Origin of the sequence: Bradyrhizobium neotropicale, from assembly GCF_001641695.1 — a bacterium.
Taxonomy (GTDB): Bacteria; Pseudomonadota; Alphaproteobacteria; order Rhizobiales; family Xanthobacteraceae; genus Bradyrhizobium; species Bradyrhizobium neotropicale.
In genome coordinates this window covers 1-20,424 of record NZ_LSEF01000106.1, presented here as the reverse complement: position 1 = coordinate 20,424, position 20,424 = coordinate 1, and the positions used below count along the sequence as shown (strand labels likewise).

Genomic DNA, 20,424 nt, shown 5'->3' with positions numbered 1-20,424 from the left:
TGCCGGGCAGGCGGGTGGCCGCCATGCGGGCCGGGATCAACACCAGGATGCGGGGATCGGTCATCGGTTCAAGGGCCTGGAAACGGGGCGTTTTCCGCGCCGAGAAATGGAGTGGGGATGGGGTGAAAGCGGAGCCGTTTATACGGGTTGCCAGACCCCGGGCAAACCGATATCTCAATTCCAAACTCGGGGGGATAAAAAGGAACGATTGATTCTCCCGAGGCTCGTCCTGGCGGCCGTTTGGGGCCGCCGTGTCATTCTTGCGGTGTGGGGCCTGGCCGGAAATGGACTCCTTCGAACTCAATAAGATCCTCGGTGCCGTGCTCGGCACCTGTCTCCTTCTGCTGGTGACGAGCTTCGCCGCCCAGGCGGTGTTCACGCCCAAGATGCCGGCAAAGCCGGGTTTCGAAATCGCCGTGAAGGAAGAGGCCGGCGACAAGGGTGGCGGCGCGGCCGCTGCGCCGTCCGAGCCGATCGAAAAGCTGCTCCAGACCGCCTCCGTCGAGAAGGGCGCGGCCGCCGCCAAGAAGTGCGCGGCCTGCCACACCTTCGAGAAGGGTGGCCCGAACCGCGTCGGCCCGAACCTGTTCGGCATCGTTGACGACCACCGCGGCGAAGGCCGCAACGGCTTCAACTTCTCGGCGGCGATGAAGGCCAAGGGCGGCACCTGGACCATCGACGAGCTGAACAAGTTCATTGCCAATCCGAAGGCCGACATCCCCGGCACCGCGATGGGCTTCGCCGGCATTCCGAAGGATAGCGAGCGCGCCGACGTCATCGCCTATCTGAACAGCCTCTCCGACAACCCGAAGCCGCTGCCGACCGCGTCGAAGTAAGGCTTCTCGGCATCGATCTTGGATATGCGGCCAGGCCCAAAGCCTGGCCGTTTCCATATCGGGGGCTCGCGGCATGTTTATCGGGGCGTTTCGCCGCAGGATACCGCCCGGGAGGGCTTCCAAGATGAGGAAAAAGCAACATATTCGGTCGAAACCTTGCCGTATATTGGGACCTTAAAGAGGGACCCTCCTTCCAGACAGGGATGTTGATTTGGCCATTACCCGACGCGATCTTTTGCTCACCAGCGCCGCGGCCGCGGCGATTCCCGCCCTCGGTTCCCTTGCGGGTGTTCCCGTCATCGGCGCGGCCGAGGCGCAATCGGCTGGTGAGCTGCCTTCAAGTGCTCTGCCCTGGCGCCATGCGCTGTCGCTGTTCGGCGACATCAAGTACCCCGCCGATTTCAAGCGCTTCGACTACGTCAATCCCGATGCGCCGAAGGGCGGCGTCGCGCGCCTGATCTCGCTCGGCACCTTCGACAATTTCAACATTGCGGTCGCCGGCATCAAAGGCTCGCTAGCGCCGGCCGCGGCGCTGATCTACGAAACCCTGATGACCCGCGCGCAGGACGAGGTCGCCACCGAATATGGCGAACTCGCCGAGGTCGCCCAGCATCCGGACGATTATTCCTGGGTGACCTATCGCCTGCGCAAGGAAGCCCGCTGGCATGACGGCAAGCCGGTGACGCCGGAGGATGTGATCTTCTCGCTGGAGACGCTGAAGAAGCAGTCACCGATGTACGCGTCCTATTATCGTCACGTCGCGAAGGCGGAGAAGGTCGGCGAGCGCGACGTCAAGTTCACCTTCGACGCGCCGGGCAATCGCGAATTGCCGACCATCGTCGGCGAGCTGACCGTGCTGCCGAAGCACTGGTGGGAAGGCACCGATTCGCAGGGGCGCAAGCGCGACATCGGCGTGACCACGCTCGAGCCGCCGCTCGGCTCCGGCCCCTACAAGATCAAGGAATTCGTCGCCGGGCGCTCGATCAAGCTCGAACGCGTCAAGGATTATTGGGGCGCCAACGTCCCGAGTCAGATCGGCACCAACAATTTCGACGAGCTGCGCTTCGAGTTCTTCCGCGACAACCTCGTCGCGCTGGAAGCGTTCAAGGCCGACCAGGCCGACTGGATCGCGGAAAATTCCGCCAAGCAGTGGGCAACCGCCTATGACTTCCCGGCGGTGGCCGAGAAGCGGGTAATCAAGGAAGAGTTTCCGATCAACGATTCCGGCCGCATGCAGGCCTTCGTCTTCAACATCCGGCGGCCTCAGTTCAGGGATGCGCGGCTGCGCCGGGCCTTCAACTACGCCTTCGACTTCGAGGAGATGAACAAGCAGCTCTTCTACGGTCAGTACAAGCGCATCAACAGCTATTTCGAAGGCTCGGAGCTCGCTTCCTCCGGCCTGCCGGAAGGGCAGGAGCTGCAGATCCTCGAGACGGTGAGGGACAAGGTGCCTCCGGAGGTCTTCACCACGGCCTATCAGAATCCCGTCGGTGGCAATCCGGAAGCCGTGCGCGCCAACCTGCGCGAGGCGGCAAAGCTTTTGAAGGAGGCCGGGTTCGAGGTGCGGGACCACAAGCTGGTCGATGCCTCCGGCAAGCCGCTCACGGTCGAGATCCTGGTGCAGGACCCTTCGTCGGAGCGCATTGCGCTGTTCTACAAGCCGTCGCTGGAGCGCATCGGCGTCGGCGCCTCGATCCGCGTCGTCGACGACGCGCAATACCAGAACCGGTTGCGCAGCTTCGACTTCGACATGATCATCGACCAGTGGGGCGAGTCGCTGTCGCCGGGCAACGAGCAGCGCGAGTTCTGGGGCTCGCAGGCCGCCGACATGCCGGGCGCGCGCAACACCATCGGCATCAAGAATCCCGCTGTCGACGCGCTGATCGAGAAGGTGATCTACGCCAAGAATCGCGGCGAGCTGGTCGCCGCGACCCGCGCGCTCGACCGCGTGCTGCTGTGGAATTTCTACCTCGTGCCGCAGTTCACCTACGGCTTCTCGCGCTACGCCCGCTGGGATCGCTTCAGCCATGCCGAGCCGCTGCCGAAATACGGACGGTCCGGCTTGCCGACGCTGTGGTGGTGGGATGCCGAGAAGGCCGCCCGCATCGGAAAACGCTCTTGAGGAAGCATTTGCGCATGGCGCAGCTTTCACGCCGGCACGTGCTGGCTCTGGGTGTTGGCGGCGCGCTCAGCGTCGCCTCCCGGCGCGGCGCGGCGGCGTCGGAGGGGCCGGCCGAAGTCCATGGTATCTCGGCGTTCGGCGATCTCAAATACCCCGCCGACTTCCATCATTTCGACTACGTCAATCTCGACGCCCCGAAGGGCGGCGCGTTCTCGCTCATTCCGTCGGTGCGTGCCTACAACCAGTCCTATTTCACGTTCAACTCGCTCAACGCCTTCGTCCTGAAGGGCGAGGGGGCGCAGGGCATGGACCTGACCTTCGTCTCGCTGATGGCGCGTGCCGGCGACGAGCCTGATGCCATGTACGGCTTCGCCGCGAAGTCGGTGCAGATCTCGCCCGACAAGCTCAGCTACCGCTACACCGTGCGGCCCGAGGCCAAATTCCACGACGGCACGAAGCTGACCGCGCATGACGTCGCGTTCTCGATCAACGCGCTGAAGGAGAAGGGTCATCCGCTGATCCAGATCCAGATGCGCGACGTCAAGGGCGCCGAGGCGCTCGACGATGCCACCGTGATCGTGACCTTTGCCGAGAAGCGCGCGCGCGACGTGCCGCTCTACGTGGCGGGCCTGCCGATCTTCTCGAAGGCCTATTACGCGACCCGCTCCTTCGAGGAGACGACGACCGACACGCCGCTGGGATCGGGTCCCTACAAGGTCGGCAAGTTCGAGATCAATCGCTTCATCGAGTTCGAGCGGGTCAAGGATTGGTGGGGCGCCGACCTGCCGGTCTGCCGCGGCAGCAACAATTTCGATGTGATCCGCTACGAATTCTACCGCGATCGCGACGTTGCCTTCGAAGGCTTCACCGGCAAGAACTACCTCTACCGCGAGGAATTCACCTCGCGCATCTGGGCGACGCGCTACGACTTCCCGGCTATCAAGGACGGCCGCGTCAAGCGCGAGGAAGTGCCGGACCAGACGCCGTCGGGCGGCCAGGGCTGGTTCCTCAACACGCGGCGCGACAAGTTCAAGGACGCCAAGGTTCGCGAAGCCATCAACTATGCGTTCGACTTCGAATGGACCAACAAGACCATCATGTACGGCGCTTACGCGCGCACGTGCTCGCCGTTCCAGAATTCGGACCTCGTTGCCGAGGGGCTGCCGTCGCCTGAAGAGCTGAAATTGCTCGAGCCGTTCCGCGGTCAAGTGCCGGATGAGGTGTTCGGCGAGCCATTCGTGCCGCCGGTGTCGGACGGCTCGGGCCAGGATCGCGCGCTGCTGCGCAAGGCGCAGCAATTGCTCCAGGAGGCGCAGCTCCCGATCAAGGACGGCAAGCGGTTCCTGCCGAACGGCGAAGTCTTCAAGATCGAATTCCTGACCGACGAGGCCTCATTCCAGCCGCACCACGCTTCGTTCCTCAAGAACCTGAACATGCTGGGTATCGATGCGAATCTGCGTCTCATCGATGCCGTCCAGTATCGCACCCGGGTCGAAGCCTTCGATTTCGACGTGGCCATAAACCGCCTGACCATGTCGGCAACGCCCGGCGACAGCTTGCGAACTTACTTCACCTCGCAGGCTGCGGCGACGAAGGGCTCGTACAATCTGGCCGGCGCCTCCAGTCCCGCTCTGGACGCACTGGTCGAGAAGGCCATGGCGGCGGAGACCCGCACTGAGCTGACCATTGCCTGCCGCGCGCTCGACCGGGTGTTCCGTGCCGGTCGCTATTGGGTGCCGCAATGGTATAACAAGACGCACCGACTGGCCTATTGGGACCAGTTCGATCATCCCGCCAACCTGCCGCGCTACGCGATCTCCGACTATGCGAGCGGCGTGGGTGAACGGACCCTGTGGTGGTACGACCGCGCCAAGGCGGCCAAGCTCGAGCAGGCGAAATCACAATGAGCGCCTATATCGCCCGCCGCATCCTCCTGATGATCCCGACATTGCTCGGAATCCTCTTCGTGTCCTTCATCGTCGTGCAGTTCGCGCCGGGCGGTCCGGTCGAGCGTGTGATCGCGCAGCTCTCCGGCGCCGACACCGGCGGCAGTTCGCGCATCTCGGGCGGCGGCGACTTCGCGCAGCGCGCGCCGGGACAGCTCGGGGCCGGCGGCGATGCCATCAACTCGAAATATCGCGGCGCGCAGGGGCTCGATCCCGATTTCATCAAGAAGCTCGAGGCGCAGTTCGGCTTCGACAAGCCGGCGCCCGAACGCTTCGCGCTGATGGTGTGGAATTTCGCCCGTTTCGATTTCGGCAAGAGCTATTTCCGCGACGTCAGCGTCATTCAGCTCATCAAGGAGAAGCTGCCGGTCTCGATCTCGCTCGGAATCTGGCTGACGCTGATCACCTATCTGATCTCGATTCCGCTCGGCATCCGCAAGGCGGTGAAGGACGGCACGCGCTTCGACACCTGGACGTCGGCTGTGATCATCATCGGCTTTGCCATCCCGGGCTTCCTGTTCGCGATCCTCCTGATCATCCTGTTCGCGGGCGGCTCGTTCTTCAACCTGTTCCCGTTGCGCGGGCTGACCTCGGACGGCTGGTCGCAGTTTCCCTGGTACTGGAAGATCATCGACTATTTCTGGCACCTGGTCCTGCCGCTGATCTCGATGGGGCTGAGCGCGTTTGCGACCATGACGCTGCTCACCAAGAACTCGTTCCTGGACGAGATCCGCAAGCAATACGTCATGACCGCGCGCGCCAAGGGCTGCAGCGAGCGCCAGGTGCTCTACGGCCACATCTTCCGCAACGCGATGCTGATCGTGATCGCGGGCTTCCCGGGCGCGTTCATCCACGCCTTCTTCTCCGGCTCGCTCCTGATCGAGACCATCTTCTCGCTGGACGGGCTCGGCCTGCTCAGTTTCGAGAGCGTGCTCAACCGCGACTATCCCGTGGTGTTCGGCACGCTCTACATCTTTTCGCTCGTCGGCCTCGTGGTCAATCTGATCTCCGATCTGACCTATATGTGGATCGACCCGCGGATCGACTTTGAGGCGCGGGAGGTCTGATGACGCTGACCGCACCAACCCCGATCGAGACCACGTCGAAATCGCCGTTTGGCGAAGCCGTACCGGTCACCCGCAAGTCGTTCGCGCCGTCGCCGCTCAACAAGCGGCGCTGGGAGAACTTCAAGGCGAACCGGCGCGGCTACTGGTCGTTCTGGATCTTCATGGTCCTGTTCGTGGTGTCGCTGTTCGCCGAACTGATCGCCAACGACCGGCCGTTCCTGATCAAGTATGACGGCCATCTCTACTGGCCGGCCTTCGTCACCTATTCGGAGACGACGTTCGGCGGTGACTTCGAGACCGCGGCCGACTACCGCGATCCCTATTTGCAGAAGTTGATCAAGGAGAAGGGCGGCACCATCGTCTGGCCGTTGATCCGCTACTCCTACGACACCCATAATCTCGATCTGCCGACTCCCGCGCCGTCGCCGCCGACCTGGATGCTGACGGAGGCGCAGTGCAAGCCGGTCGTCGAGAAGAAGGGCCTGAAGAGCTGCCGCGATCTCGAATACAACTGGCTCGGCACCGACGATCAGGGCCGCGACGTGGTCGCGCGCTTGATCTACGGCTTCCGCATCTCTGTGCTGTTCGGCCTCTGTCTCACCATCGTGTCCTCGATCGTCGGCGTCGCGGCCGGCGGTATCCAGGGCTATTTCGGCGGCTGGATCGATCTCACTTTCCAGCGCTTCATCGAGATCTGGACCGCGATCCCATCGCTGTATCTGCTCCTGATCCTGTCATCGGTGTTGGTGCCCGGCTTCTTCGTGCTGCTCGGAATCCTCTTGCTGTTCTCCTGGGTGTCTCTGGTCGGTCTCGTGCGTGCGGAATTTTTGCGCGGGCGCAACTTCGAATACATCCAGGCCGCGCGGGCCCTCGGCGTATCGAACAAGGTGATCATGTTCCGGCATCTCCTGCCGAACGCGATGGTGGCGACCATGACGTTCCTCCCCTTCATCGTGTCGTCCTCGGTGATGACGCTGACCGCGCTGGACTTCCTCGGCTTCGGCCTGCCGCCCGGCTCGCCATCGCTCGGCGAGCTCCTGTCGCAGGGCAAGTCGAACGTGCAGGCGCCATGGCTCGGCTTCACCGGCTTCTTCTCGGTCGCGATCATGCTGTCGCTGCTGATCTTCATCGGCGAAGCCGTGCGCGACGCCTTCGATCCGCGCAAGACGTTTAAGTAAAAGAAAGACTTGCAGGTAGACGATGGACGCGATCAACCAGCCCCTGCTTGCCGTGCGGAACCTCTCGGTGGCCTTCCATCAGGGCGGCGCCACCACGCTTGCGGTCGACAGGGTCTCGTTCCAGATCAAGCGCGGCGAATGCGTCGCGCTGGTCGGCGAATCCGGTTCCGGCAAATCGGTCAGCGCGCTCTCGATCCTGAAGCTCTTGCCCTACCCGAACGCCTCGCATCCCTCGGGCAGCATCCGCTTCAAGGGACAGGAGCTGATCGACCAGTCCGAGCAGCAGATGCGGGAGATCAGAGGCAGCGACATCTCCATCATCTTCCAGGAGCCGATGACCTCGCTCAACCCGCTGCACACGATCGAGGCGCAGATCGGCGAGATCATCCAGCTGCACAATCCGACCAGCAACGCAGAGGCGCGCCGGCGTACCCTGGAATTGCTGACGCAGGTCGGCATCCCCGAGCCCGAGACGCGGCTCAAGAGCTATCCGCACCAGCTCTCCGGCGGTCAACGCCAGCGCGTGATGATCGCGATGGCGCTCGCCAACGAGCCGGATCTGTTGATTGCGGACGAGCCGACCACAGCGCTCGACGTCACCGTGCAGGCGCAGATCCTGGCACTGCTTGCCGAGATCCGCGCGCGGCTCGGCATGAGCCTGCTCTTCATCACCCACGACCTCGGCATCGTGCGCCGCATCGCCGACCACGTCTGCGTCATGAACGGCGGCAAGATCGTCGAGCAGGGGCCGGTCGAGCAGGTCTTCAAGAGCCCCAAACATCCCTACACGCGCGACCTGCTCGCGGCCGAGCCGAAGCCTGACCCGGCGCCGCCGCAGCCGGGTGCACCGGTGGTGATGTCGGCCAACGAGCTCAAGGTCTGGTTTCCGATCAAGCGCGGGCTGATGCGCAAGACGGTCGGCCACATCAAGGCGGTCGACGGCGTCAGCGTCGCCGTGCGCAAGGGCGAGACGCTCGGCGTCGTCGGCGAATCCGGCTCGGGCAAGACCACGCTCGGGCTGGCGCTGCTGCGGCTGATCTCATCGAACGGGCGGATCGTTTTCCTGGGCAAGGACATCCAGGGCCTGCGTTTCAGGGAGATGCGCCCGTTCCGGCGCGACATGCAGATCGTGTTCCAGGATCCATTCGGCTCGCTCAGCCCGCGCATGTCGATCGCGGACATCATCGCCGAAGGTCTCTCCGTGCATCAGCCAAAACTCTCGCGCGCGGAACGCGAGGCGAAGGTCGTCAAGGCGCTGGAGGATGTCGGGCTCAATCCGGAGACACGCTTTCGCTATCCGCACGAGTTCTCCGGCGGCCAGCGCCAGCGCATCAGCATTGCGCGCGCGATCGTGCTCGAGCCCGATTTCGTCGTGCTGGACGAGCCGACCAGCGCGCTCGACATGCTGTTCCAGGCGCAGATGGTCGATCTCCTGCGCGAGCTGCAGCGCAAGCGCGACCTCACCTACATGTTCATCTCGCACGATTTGCGCGTAGTTGCCTCGCTCGCCAGCCATCTCATCGTGATGCGCGGCGGCAAGGTGGTCGAGGAAGGCCAGGCGGCGGATCTCTTCAAGAACCCGAAGACGGATTACACGCGCGCGCTGTTTGCTGCCGCGTTCCGGCTGGAGACGGCGGGGAACGGCTCGGTGGCAACGTAGCTACCGCCAGACCAGAGGGTAAGGAACCAAGTAGCGAATCAACCTTGTCCCGACGGGTCAGGGTTCCTTCCATAATTCTCCGGCTGGTGAACATAGTTCCGCCTTCTCGGCTGCGTTAAAAACGCCAGTACCTGGCTGGTAGAAAGTCGGTTGACGTGCAGTTGCATGCTCATCCCTGAGAAGCGTCGCAGGCTCAAGAACCATCTGCTTTTCGTTGATTGCAGCTCGCTGTAGCGCAGATGCGCGGATCGCTCTCAGGCGGATGCCAATGCATTTGATACGGGGCACCAAATGAATTCCACGCTGGACGACCCGCTCGCCGAAGGACAGATCGCGAGCTTGGAGGAGCAGCTTTCGAACCTGGCGCGCGAAGCGGGAGTCAGACCTTCGGCCCCGCCGAGCAGCATCCGTTGGACAAGCATGAGGACGTCTCGTGTCCCCTTCGCGGCGATTCATCGATTGGCGGATTGGCGCTATGTGGCTTTCGGTTCTCTGTTGGTCGCATCGATTGGTGTCGCCGCCTCGTGGAGATCATCCTCCGTTGATACGGCGATAACGGCCCCCGCAGCCCCAGCAAGTCTGGCGCAGGCCGCGTTGGACGTCGCCGCGCCGAAGGACGCCCCGCCGACGGTTGTTACCCAGCATTCCGAGCTGGCGCAGCAGCTCCAACCGATCGCGCGCGACATCGCCGCCTTGAGCCGAACGGTCGAACAGCTCAAGGTGAGGCAAGAACAATTGGCCAGCGACAATGAAAATCTCGCGAGCCAACTCAAGGCGAGCCGGGATGAAAGCGCACGCAACAGCAGTATGATCGACCGGATCAAGACGGACCAGATCGAGATGGCGCGCGAAAGCCAGGTGCTTACCGACCGGCTCAACGCGAGCCAGGAACAACTCGCCCAAGTCGTCGCCAGCGCTTCGGAGCCAAAGGCGATGCCCGAAGCGCCACCAACGGTGAGCCCCGAAGCGCCGAAGGTGATGCCGGAAGTACCACTGCCGCGTCCGCGGCAGCCGGCCACTGTCGCCCAGACGCAAAAGCCGGCTCGAACCGCGGAGCGGGCGCAAGCCAAGAAACCGCAACCGATATTGGCATGGCCATGGTCAGCGCGTTAATCCGCACAGCCTGGCGGGATTTGTATTTCGGGCAGCTTCTGCGATCAGGTACGCGACAAGCTTTCGCCAGGCCTTCGAGCTCGTAGAACAGCGTCGCCTGCTCAATCTCCGCTGATTCATCATCGATTCAAATCAGCGTTCCCGCTCGGCTCGATTTTTCAACGCAATCCGCCAAATTGCGGAGCACGATGGCGCCGAAAGCTCGCATGTCGTCTCTCAATAAACACGCGATCGTCACAAAGTGCCAATGAAAATGCCATTTGAGGGGAGGTCGATGGCGTAGGAGCTGGGGCCATAGACTCTACAGGGAGGGTGAGCCATGGCACTGCGTTTCAGTACCCTCGATTTCCGTACCATCGACGGCTCCAACAACAATCTCGCCGATTCCACCTTGAACCAGGCCAACACCGACTTTGGCCGGGTGGGTCCGGCGAATTTCGCCGATGGGTTCGATGAAATGACGCCGGGGCCAAACCCGCGCGAGATCAGCAACATTGTCGCGGCGCAGGAGGACACCGGAGAGGACGCCCCGCATTTGACCGATGACAACGGCGTCGCGCTATCGGGCATGATGTATGCGTGGGGCCAGTTCATCGATCACGATCTCGATCTGGAAAAGTCAGCCACAACCACGGACATCTCGATCACGGTCCCGGCGGATGACGCGTTTCTGCCGCCCGGCAGCACCATCCCGCTGACGCGGGTGGCGATCGATCCTGCAACCGGTGTCCCCGGCCATCCGGCAACCGCGATCAACACGATCACGGGTTGGCTGGACGGATCGCAGATATACGGATCCGACGCCGCTACCGCAGCAAGCCTGCGTACAGCCGACGGGCATATGAAAGTTTCGGCGGGCGATAATCTTCCCATTGTCGACACCCCCCAGGGCAAGGCCTTTCTGGCGGGTGATGTGCGAGCACAGGAGAACCCCGACCTGACGGCCTTGCAGGTGTTGTTCGTGCGCGAGCACAATTATCAGGTCGATCGTCTGCACGCGGAGCATCCGAACTGGAGTGGCGACAAGCTGTACGAGACGGCTAAGGCCATCACCACGGCCGAGATGGTCAACATCACCTATAGCGAATTCCTGCCGCATCTGCTGGGCAAGGACGCGATCAAGCCCTACCAGGGCTATGATCCCACGGTGGACCCGCGGATTACCGAAGAATTTGCGGGCGCCGCGTTTCGCTTTGGTCACTCGATCGTCTCCGACGAGATCAGCGCCACCAGCAATCTGGGTGCCGTCACGTCGGAGCAGACGCTGGCGCAATCGTTCTTTGAAGATCCGGCAACCTTCGCGGCGACAGGTGCCGATGGTTTACTTCGGCATCTGTCGGGAGACCTGGCCAACCCGCTGGACGCCCACATCGTTGACGGCTTGCGGAATTTCCTGGCCGATCCTCCCGACGGTATGGATCTGGCGGCGATCAACATCCAGCGCGGCCATGATCTTGGATTGGGCACACTGAACCAGACGCGGGAGGCGCTGGGGCTTGCGCCCTACACCAGCTTCGATCAGCTCAGCTCCGATCCGGCGACTGCAGCGGCGTTCGAGAAAGCCTATGGTTCTATCGATGCCGTCGATTTGTGGGCTGGTGGATTGGCAGAGGATCACGCTGAAGGAGCCATCGTCGGACCGACCTTCGCCAAGATCATCGGCGATCAGTTCGCGGCCCTGCGCGACGGCGATCGGTACTATTTCGAGAACCAGAATTTCGACAAGGCAACCCTGAAGGAGATCGAGAGCACCACCCTGTCGGATCTGATCCTGCGCGACACCGATACGACGGCGATGCAGAGTGATGCCTTCGTCGCCACCGAGCGGCACAGCGGCACCGTGGGAGGCATAGACCCGACTGGAGCAGAGGCCGCCGTCGGCATGGCGCAACTCGTGGTCGGATCGGCCGGCAACGATACCCTGACCGGTGGGGATCTCGATGACACGCTGGTGGCGGCGCGCGGCCACATGACAATGACCGGCGGTGGTGGGGCCGACACCTTCGTGATCAACCCCGACGACATCGGGGGTCTACACAACACCGTAACAATCACTGACTACGACCCGAAGGAGGACAAGCTGCAACTCGGGACGGACCACTACGTCAGGAAATCATCCGACCATCACGGCGGAACATTGCTGCAGGTCGGCAACGAGACCATCGACCTGGTCGGCGTGAAGCCGAGTGAATTACCGTATCCTGGCCTTGTATCGTGGAGTCAGCATCATGGCTCTGGATCGTGGGGGCAATATCAGGACTCGGTCACCGGCATCGGGGCGACTTCCGCGTCGCCCCCGATCACCGCGTCGGATCCTTCGCATGCAACCGGCTCGACCGCATCGGCCCTGGCAAGCCAGAGCTTTGCGCTGCTGAACCAATATCAGGCCGGCAACATCGGCCGGGTCGATCCCGGTCAGATCGTTGCGGCGGTGTCGAACGGCGCCAACTTGAGCCAGGAGTCCTTCCTGACCGGACCGCGACGACATTGATCCGCTTTCGACCATCACGATTGGGCATCAACTAAAGTGCTGCGCCGCCCCAGGATGAGCGGCGCAGCATTTTCGCAATTCGCGCGATGACCTATCCAGCCGTCTGAGTGAAAAGCACTCGCTCAGCCTACAGCCGCTTGATCGCGGCGACCTCGCTGCCGGCCTGCTTGATCCGCGCGATCGCGGGCTCGATCGGCTCGATCACGGTCGCCATGTGATGCGCGTTGGCGTGAACCATGGTGCTGCCGTCGCGCACGATCGCGACATGCCCCTTCCAGAAGATCAAATCGCCGCGTTGCAGCTTGCCAGCCTCGCTTGGCGCGAGCGCGCGGCCGAGGCCCGCCTGCTGCATGTCGCTGTCGCGCGGGCAGCCGATGCCCGCTGATGTCAGCGAGACCTGCACGAGACCGGAGCAATCGATGCCGAGGCTGCTCTTGCCACCCCAGAGATACGGCGTGCCGACGAAGCGCTCGGCGACGGCGACGAAATCCGGCTCGCGATGATCGAGCGCCGCAAGATGTGCCTTCGGCAGATACGTTCCCTCGCGCGTCACGGCGAAGCTGCCGTCCTCGCGCACCACAGCGATCCTCGATCCCAGCACGAGCGTGCCCGTCGGTGGCAGCTTGATCGAGGGACCGGGAAAGGCGAAGGTCCGGAGCGCGCTCACCTTGTGCGTCGGCGCGCCTGCGGGCCGCGCCAGCGCGGCGTCCGGCAGCCAGCCGACATAGCCGTCGCCAGTGAGCTGGCCCCAGGCCCAGCCTTCTCCGTTGCGATCGTAGATCGTGACGCGCTCGCCGCGCAGCGTCTCCGTCATCAGCATGGCGTCCGAAGACGGCCGCTCACGCATCGGTGCGATCGCCTCAACCACCTCGAATTCCTCGCCGGTGACGAAGCGATCCGCCTGAACCCTGCCTTCGAGATATTTCGCGGCGAGGTCGCCCCGCGCCGGTGTCAGCCGCGGATCATGCATAGCGCTCGCTCAGCAATGTGTAGAGGGCACGTGCGGCCTGGCATTCGCCGCCTTCGGGACGCGCGGGCTTCGCCGACGGCGTCCAGCCGTAGATGTCGACATGCAGCCAGCTCCTGGCGTGCTCGACGAAGCGCTGCAGGAACAGAGCGCAGGTGATCGAGCCGGCAAAGGTGCCCGATGGCGCGTTGGTGATGGTGGCCGTCTTGGAGTCCAGCCACGCATCGTAAGCCGGCCACAGCGGCATGCGCCACAACGGATCGTTCTCCTTCACGGCGCAGCGCGCGACGTCGGCGGCAAGCGCCTCGTCGTTGGTGTAGAAGGGCGGAAGGTCCGGCCCCAGCGCCACGCGCGCCGCCCCCGTGAGCGTGCCGAGATCGATCAGCAGATCCGGCTTCTCCTCGTCGGCGAGCGCCAGCGCGTCCGCAAGCACCAGGCGGCCTTCCGCGTCGGTGTTGCCGATCTCGACCGTGATGCCCTTGCGCGAGGGGAAGATGTCGAGCGGACGGAAGGCGTTGCCGGCGACCGCATTCTCCACGGCCGGGATCAGCACGCGGAGGCGGACCTTCAGCTTCGCATCCATCACCATGCGCGCCAGCGCCAGCACGTTGGCCGCGCCGCCCATGTCCTTCTTCATGATCAGCATGCCGCTCGACGGCTTCAGGTCGAGCCCGCCGGTATCGAAGCAGACGCCCTTGCCGACCAGCGTCACCTTGGGATGGGCGGGATCGCCCCAGCCGATGTCGATCAGCCGCGGCGCGCGATCCGAGGCCATGCCGACCGCATGGATCAGCGGAAAATTCCCGGCCTTCAGATCCTCGCCGATGGTGCAGGCAAAGCTGGCACCGAACTCGGCAGCGAGCCTCTCGGCCGCCTTGGCCAATTCCTCCGGGCCCATGTCGTTGGCCGGCGTGTTGATGAGGTCGCGCGCCAGCATCGCCGCATCGGCGACCCGGTCGATCTCGACCGCATCGACGACGTCCGGCGGTGTCAGCCGGACGTCGGGACGGTCCGCCTTGCGATAGCGGGCGAAGCGGTAGCTGCCGAGGGCAAAGGCCAGCGCCGCCAGCCGCGCATCGTGCGGCGCATTGGCAAAGCGATAGGTGCCCGGCGGCAAAAGGCCCGGCAACGCACCCGGTCGGAACAGGTCGCGCGATTTTGCGCCGTTGTCCTCGAGGCCGAACAGGATGTGCGCGATCGCGCCGTCCGGCGCGGGCAGGGCAAGATAGGCGCCCGGCTTGGCTGTAAAGGCATTGGCTGAGGCGAACTGCCGCTGCGCCGGCGGCAGTGTCTCGCGGACCGCATCCCAGCTCGCTTTGGTGACGAAGGTGATCGGGATGGCGGTCGGGGACGTCTCGAAGACGGAGGGCATTGGCAGGTCCGGATCGTCAGATCAAACGGGTGATGTAGCGGCTGACAGACTTCGCAGAGTTTCGCCGCGCCTGCAATCGGCTTTGCGATTACCGCTTGGCGAGCCGCTACTCGCATCGGGGGCGCCATGCTAGGTTCCGCACCAGCGGTCGCGGGCGGCGGAGAACGTCGGCGACCGAAGGAAAGACGTGCCGGGAGGAAATGCAATGGACGTCGTGTGGAGTATGGTCACCTTCATCGGCCAGGCCATCGAGGCAATTTTTGGCTATGTCGAGCACCACCACTGGATCTTCGCGTTCCTGGCCGGCGGCTACGTCTTCTATCTTCACGATCGATCCGTCCATGCGCGGTTCGATGCGCTTGACAAGCGGCTCGATGAAATCCGCAAGCGTCTCGCCATCGAATATTGATCGGACCGCGGCCGTGTCCGCATGAACCCGGCGGCTACGTCCGCTTTGCCGCCGTTGGCGAACGAGCTCGCGCGGCTGCGCAATATGTCGCGAAGGGCCAAAGGCGGTCGGGATGAGCAAGTCTCCCAGTCTCGAAATTCTCCGATACCGAAACTCGACTGGATCGCCTCCAAAGCCTGTCGGCGCTCCGACGGCCCAATGACTTCGTTCGTGCGAGGTTGTAAGGTAGCGGTCAGGGAGGGGGTGGGCTCTCTGCCAGTCTGGATGCGAAATGCCTGCGGACGCGGCACCGTTACAAAGCCAGCGAAGCTTCAATTGCATCAAATGCAGGTGTTTTCGGGCCGTCGGCTTGGCCCCTGGGCAGAAAACCAGCTTGTTGACCATGGAGTTCGACGGTACCGTGGGCATCACTTTGGTCAGGGACCTAGATGATTTGTCCGAGGTGCCAGCACGTAAACGGCGCAGCGGCGAAGTTCTGCGAAGAATGTGCTTTGGCTCTGGTACGCGTTTGCGCGAACTGCGGCACTCAAGTTTCGCCGACGGCCAAGTTCTGTTCTCATTGCGGCCATTCGACGGGGCAGGGCGCCGCAAACTATCTGTCTGCGCGCTCACAGGCGGTGAAACCACAGACCGCCCAACTCATCCCTGACGACAGTCTCACCTCGACCGCCGAACTCGCCGGTGAACGAAAGCAGGTGAGCGTGCTGTTCGCGGACATCACGGGCTCACTGGCCCTGATCTCCGGCCAGGATCCGGAGAGTGCGCAGGCGATCCTCAACCCGGTGCTCGAGCGGATGTGCGAGGCCGTCCGCCGTTATGAGGGTACGGTCAATAGGATTCTTGGCGACGGTATCATGGCGATTTTTGGCGCGCCGCTCGCCCATGAGGATCATGCCGTGCGGGCCTGTTACGCCGCGCTGATGATGCAGGACTCCCAGGCCAAACTGGCGGACGGTACCGATCAGTCTGATCATAAACCCCTCAGGATTCGCGTTGGGCTCAACTCGGGCGAAGTCGTCATCTGCGCCATCAGCAACGAGCTTGACATGGAATACACCGTTGTCGGTGAGGCCGTGCACGTGGCTTCTCGCATGGAGCAGATGGCGCAGCCCGGCTCGATCCTGACGACGAAGAAGACCATGCGACTGGCTGAGGGATATGTCATGGCGCGGTCGCTGGGGCCGCTGCCGATCAAGGGGCTTGCCGAGCCCGAGGAGGTCTACGAGCTGATCGGCGCGGGGCCCGCACGCACGCGTTTGCAGGCCGCAACGATTCGCGGCCTGACCCAGTTTATCGGCCGCGAGGCCGAGCTCGATGAGCTGCGTCGCGCACAGGAGCTGGCCGACACGGGATCGGGCCAGTCGGTGGCGATCATTGGTGAGGCGGGCGTGGGCAAGTCACGTCTCGTCTATGAGTTTACCCACGCCAACCGGCTGCTCGGTCTGCTCGGCTGGCTGGTGCTCGATAGCACGTCGATCTCGCATGGAAGAGCGACCAGCTACCTGCCGGTCATCGCACTGCTCAAGAGCTACTTTGGCATCCAGGACCGGGATGAGCTTCATGAGATGCGCCGAAAGGTGGTCGAGAGAATCTTCGCTCTCGACGAAAGGCTGGAGCCGACGCTTCCTGCCCTCCTGGCGCTGCTCGATATCCCGGTCGATGACCAAAGCTGGCATACGCTCGATCCAATTCAGCGCAGGCGTCGCAATATCGATGCCGTGAAGAGCTTGTTGCTGCGGGAGGCTTGCAAGCAACCGGTCCTCTTGATCTTCGAGGACCTCCATTGGGTGGATAACGAAACGCAGGAATTGCTCGATGCCCTGGTCACCGTCCTGGGCTCGGCCCGCCTCATGCTGCTTGTCAGTTATCGCCCCGACTACCAGCACAACTGGGGGAGCAAGGAAAACTACCATCAGATCCGGCTGAGCGCGTTGCCGACCCGTGACACGCGCTATCTGCTGGAGGCACTCCTGGGTGAAGATCCTGAACTCGCTTCACTCAAGCAGCTTCTGATCGCGCGGGGCGGCAATCCCTTCTTCATTGAGGAAACAGTCCGCTCCCTGGTGGAGACCCAATACCTCGCCGGAGAACGCGGTCACTATCGATTGTTGCGTCCGACCGGAAATGTTCAGGTTCCTCCTACCGTCCAGGCCATTCTGGCGGCGCGAATAGATCGGCTGCTTCCCGGTGACAAGAATCTTCTGCAAATCGCTTCAGTTGCAGGCCGCGAGACTCCGTTGGCGGTCCTTCGACCGATGGCGGACCTCACGGAAGGCGCGCTGGAAGACGCGCTGGGCCGGCTGCTGGCGGCCGGTTTTCTCTACGAGTCCGGATTCTTTCCGGACGTAGAGTATTCGTTTGTACACGCGCTCACCCACGAGGTCACATATGACGGCCTGCTGCGGACGCGACGGCGCGCGCTGCATGCGCGACTGGTCGGCACGATTGAGAATCTGTACCGGGACCGGATCGGCGAGCACATTGAGCGCCTTGCGCAGCATGCGGTTCGTGGAGAGTTGCCGGACAAGGCTGTTCGATATTTGCGGCAGGCCGGACTGAAGGCGCTCTCGCGGTCGGCGCTCGAGAACGGGCGCGTCTGGTTCGAGCAGGCGCTGGCGATCATCGAGAAGTTGCCCGAAACCAAGGACAATATCGAACTTGCCATCGATATTCGCTTCGACCTTCGAAACGCACTTCACCCCTTGGGCCACCTCGAGAAATGCCTGGGCCAACTGCAGAGCGTGGAGGCGCAGGCGATACAACTCGCGGACAAGCGAAGGCTTGGTCAGGCATCATCGTTCATATGCCAATACTACCGTTTGCTGGGCGAGTTGGGCCCGGCGATCGAGGCAGGCGAACGGGCGATGGCCATAGCGGACGAATTGGATGACCAGTCGCTTCGGACGATCGTCAGTGGACATTTGGGAGCGGCTCTGGCGGCACGGGGAGATCATCATCGCGCGGTGCAAATATTGTCTGCCGCCGTAGAGCGCCTTCGAGGTGATCTCGCCTCCGACACGATGGGAACGACCGGGGTTCAGGGCGTGTTCAGGCGGGTCTATCTGGTTTGTTCGCTTGCCGAGCTCGGCGAGTTCGACCAGGCCTTGCGCCTGGCGGAAGAGGCCATGGAAATTGCCCGACTGGCCAACCACGTCTACAGCCTTGCGTTCTCCTGTTACGGAGCCGGCAACGTTCTCGCCCTTCGGGGCGAGGCGCCGCGAGGCATCAGCGTCCTTGAGCAGGGCCTCGAGCTCTGCCGCTCATGGATTCTGCCACTGATGATACCACTCATCGGCACGTCCCTCGGATATGCCTATTGCCTCTCCGATCGCCTCGACGAGGCCATCGTGCTGTTGGAGGAAACCGAACGGGAATCGACCGCAATGCATCGCATGGGCGGGCTCGCCATGACCTTGGTCCGGTTGGGTGAGGCTTACCTTCGAAAGCTCCGCGCGGTCGACGCTGAGCGGTGCGGCCAACGGGCGCTGATGCTTTCGCGCAAACATGGCGAGCGCGGCCACGAAGCCTACGCACTGCGATTACTTGCTGAGCTTGGCGCGACAGGCCCTGCGCACCTTGATGAATGTCAGACAAATTTTCTCGAGGCGCTGCGCAGGGCCGAGGAGCTCGGTCTGCGACCTCTCGTGGCTCAATGTCACCTCGGGCTCGGAAAACGTTTCCGATCGATCGGCCAGCAGACAAGCGCCGAACAGCACCTCAACATCGCCGCAGCCCTGTTCTCGCAGCTCGGGATGCAGTTTTCGCTGGAGGAGCATGCCGCCTGTGGCAGCTAGTGGTTCATCACAGTGGTTTTGACTCTTTGGCGGCAACTGGATAGGCGCGACCGAGTTTGGCGCGGGCTTTGTCGGTTGTGAACATCCATTTGATGCGGTCTCGCGCCTTGTTTCGCTGCCGTTGCCATGCTGCGATTTCTTTTCGAAGCCTTTTGGGATCGTCGATGCGACGGCCGAGACACTGGCGCTGCAGCACGCTGATCTCGCACTCGACCATATTGAGCCAGCTGGCGTGTTTCGGGGTGTAGTGGAACTCGAGGCGGCGCAGGATGCGACGGGCCTCGGCAGGCGCAAATGCCTGATATAGCGCGCCGGCCGTATGAATCGACAGATTGTCCTGCACCACACGGATGCAGGCGGCATTGGGATAGTGGACGTCGACGAGTTCGCGCATGCAGTGCGCGTAGTCGACCGCGGCGCGGTGGTCTGTAACCTTGACATTGCGCCAGCCGCGATGCGGATCGAAGGTGACGAAGAGATTGACGGTACCGTTGCGGCGATATTCGTAATCGTAGCGCTCGCGCTGTCCCGGTTGGGCAGGGATCGGCTGGCGTACCTCGCCGATCAGCTGGACTGGGGTCTCGTCGAAGCAAACCAGGGGCCGCTCGGGATCCGGCGCCTCGGCGTAGAGATCGAGCACATCCTCCATCCGGGCGACGTATTCGCCGTCGACATGAGGAATGCACCACATATCCCGGCGCCACGGCTTGAGGTCGTTGTCGGCCAGCCGGCGGCGCACGGTCTCGCCCGACAGGCTGGCGTGATCGGTGAGCTTGACCATCGCGTCGGCCAGCAATGTCAGCGTCCAGCGTTTGCGGCCGGCGGGCGGCTTGGCGCATGCCGTCGCCACCAGCAGGGCCTCTTCCTTGCCTGTCAGCTTGCGTTCCGCGCCCGGACGCGGCTCCTCACTCAAGGCCCGCTCCAGATTGCCTTCTACGAAACGGCGTTTGGTCCGGCCGACGGTGGAAAGGCTGACCCGGACGGTTCGGGCAATCTCCGCGTCGCAGCTGCCTGAATCGGCCGCCAGCACAATCTGAGCCCGTTTGAGTTTGCGGGCGGAATGCGTGCCGCCGCCGAGCATTGCCGTCAGTTCGTCCCGCTCGGCTTGGCTCAATTCGACCCGATAACGTACATTCATGCTTCGCCTCCTTGTCGGAGGCCGGGACGAATCCAGCTATGAGTCAAAAATCAGGCGCGCACTTCACCGAGAAGCAGGGACACTATCTCGCTTTCATCCATACCTACTCGTACATGTTCGGACAGCCGCCCGCCGAGGCCGACATCCAGCGGCATTTCCGCGTCAGCCCGCCGTCAGTCCACCAGATGATCCTCACCCTCGAACGCAACGGGTTCATTCGTCGCCAGCCCGGCGTCGCTCGAAGCATCGAGATCCTCTTGCCACCCGAAAAGTTGCCTATCCTCGGATGGCTCGGTATCAAAACGTCAAAATCACTGTGATGAACCACTAG

15 protein-coding genes are annotated in these 20,424 nt (G+C 63.0%); 12 read left to right on the top strand and 3 right to left on the bottom strand.

All coding sequences use genetic code 11. From position 1 onward, the window contains the following. From AXW67_RS43505 to AXW67_RS35645, 9 genes are all read left to right on the top strand, one after another. The coding region (locus AXW67_RS43505) for a hypothetical protein (RefSeq protein ID WP_210183978.1) at positions 1–307 on the top strand (307 nt) is incomplete at its 5' end. Then, a complete protein-coding gene (locus tag AXW67_RS35680; RefSeq protein ID WP_027555834.1) occupies positions 285–836 on the top strand; it encodes a c-type cytochrome in 552 nt (183 codons plus the stop codon). The genes AXW67_RS43505 and AXW67_RS35680, both read left to right, overlap by 23 nt. Positions 837–1,047: 211 nt before the next feature. Beyond that, on the top strand, positions 1,048–2,958 hold the full coding sequence (locus tag AXW67_RS35675; RefSeq protein ID WP_063681682.1) for an extracellular solute-binding protein: 1,911 nt from the start codon (positions 1,048–1,050) through the stop codon (positions 2,956–2,958). 14 nt (positions 2,959–2,972) lie between these two features. Next, positions 2,973–4,865: an extracellular solute-binding protein gene (locus tag AXW67_RS35670; protein ID WP_063681681.1), complete on the top strand. Its 1,893-nt coding sequence runs from the start codon at positions 2,973–2,975 to the stop codon at positions 4,863–4,865. After that, a complete protein-coding gene (locus AXW67_RS35665) occupies positions 4,862–5,971 on the top strand; it encodes a microcin C ABC transporter permease YejB (protein ID WP_063681680.1) in 1,110 nt (369 codons plus the stop codon). Before AXW67_RS35670 ends, AXW67_RS35665 begins: the two co-directional genes overlap by 4 nt. Further along, positions 5,971–7,149, top strand: coding sequence for an ABC transporter permease (locus tag AXW67_RS35660; RefSeq protein ID WP_063681679.1), 1,179 nt, complete (start codon positions 5,971–5,973; stop codon positions 7,147–7,149). Before AXW67_RS35665 ends, AXW67_RS35660 begins: the two co-directional genes overlap by 1 nt. Before the next feature lie 22 nt (positions 7,150–7,171). Beyond that, the gene (locus tag AXW67_RS35655) at positions 7,172–8,809 is read left to right on the top strand and encodes an ABC transporter ATP-binding protein (protein WP_063681678.1); all 1,638 of its coding nucleotides are present in this window, start codon (positions 7,172–7,174) and stop codon (positions 8,807–8,809) included. 291 nt (positions 8,810–9,100) lie between these two features. After that, entirely contained in the window at positions 9,101–9,922 is an 822-nt protein-coding gene (locus AXW67_RS35650; protein ID WP_063681677.1) for a PspC-like choline-binding domain-containing protein, read from the top strand. Between the two features lie 319 nt (positions 9,923–10,241). Then, entirely contained in the window at positions 10,242–12,413 is a 2,172-nt protein-coding gene (locus tag AXW67_RS35645; protein WP_063681676.1) for a peroxidase family protein, read from the top strand. A 127-nt stretch (positions 12,414–12,540) separates the two neighbouring features. Here AXW67_RS35645 and AXW67_RS35640 read toward each other — a convergent pair whose 3' ends face one another. Both AXW67_RS35640 and AXW67_RS35635 read right to left on the bottom strand, forming a co-directional pair. Continuing rightward, complete coding sequence (locus tag AXW67_RS35640) at positions 12,541–13,383, bottom strand: C40 family peptidase (RefSeq protein ID WP_063681675.1); 843 nt, start codon at positions 13,381–13,383, stop codon at positions 12,541–12,543. Continuing rightward, on the bottom strand, positions 13,376–14,752 hold the full coding sequence (locus AXW67_RS35635; RefSeq protein ID WP_063681674.1) for a leucyl aminopeptidase family protein: 1,377 nt from the start codon (positions 14,750–14,752) through the stop codon (positions 13,376–13,378). The genes AXW67_RS35640 and AXW67_RS35635 overlap by 8 nt, the downstream gene beginning before the upstream one ends. Before the next feature lie 205 nt (positions 14,753–14,957). Between AXW67_RS35635 and AXW67_RS35630 the strand changes: the two genes are divergently transcribed. Both AXW67_RS35630 and AXW67_RS35625 read left to right on the top strand, forming a co-directional pair. Beyond that, a complete protein-coding gene (locus tag AXW67_RS35630) occupies positions 14,958–15,161 on the top strand; it encodes a hypothetical protein (protein WP_027555843.1) in 204 nt (67 codons plus the stop codon). A 428-nt stretch (positions 15,162–15,589) separates the two neighbouring features. Next, entirely contained in the window at positions 15,590–18,955 is a 3,366-nt protein-coding gene (locus tag AXW67_RS35625; RefSeq protein WP_082908155.1) for an adenylate/guanylate cyclase domain-containing protein, read from the top strand. Positions 18,956–18,962: 7 nt separating this feature from the next. Here the strand turns inward: AXW67_RS35625 and AXW67_RS35620 are convergent, their stop codons facing one another. Further along, on the bottom strand, positions 18,963–20,093 hold the full coding sequence (locus AXW67_RS35620) for an IS630 family transposase (RefSeq protein ID WP_063675747.1): 1,131 nt from the start codon (positions 20,091–20,093) through the stop codon (positions 18,963–18,965). A gap of 38 nt (positions 20,094–20,131) precedes the next feature. Here AXW67_RS35620 and AXW67_RS35615 point away from each other — a divergent pair, with 38 nt between their 5' ends. Continuing rightward, positions 20,132–20,413, top strand: a complete 282-nt coding sequence (locus AXW67_RS35615; protein WP_063675745.1) for a LexA family protein — start codon at positions 20,132–20,134, stop codon at positions 20,411–20,413. Positions 20,414–20,424 lie beyond the last annotated feature (11 nt).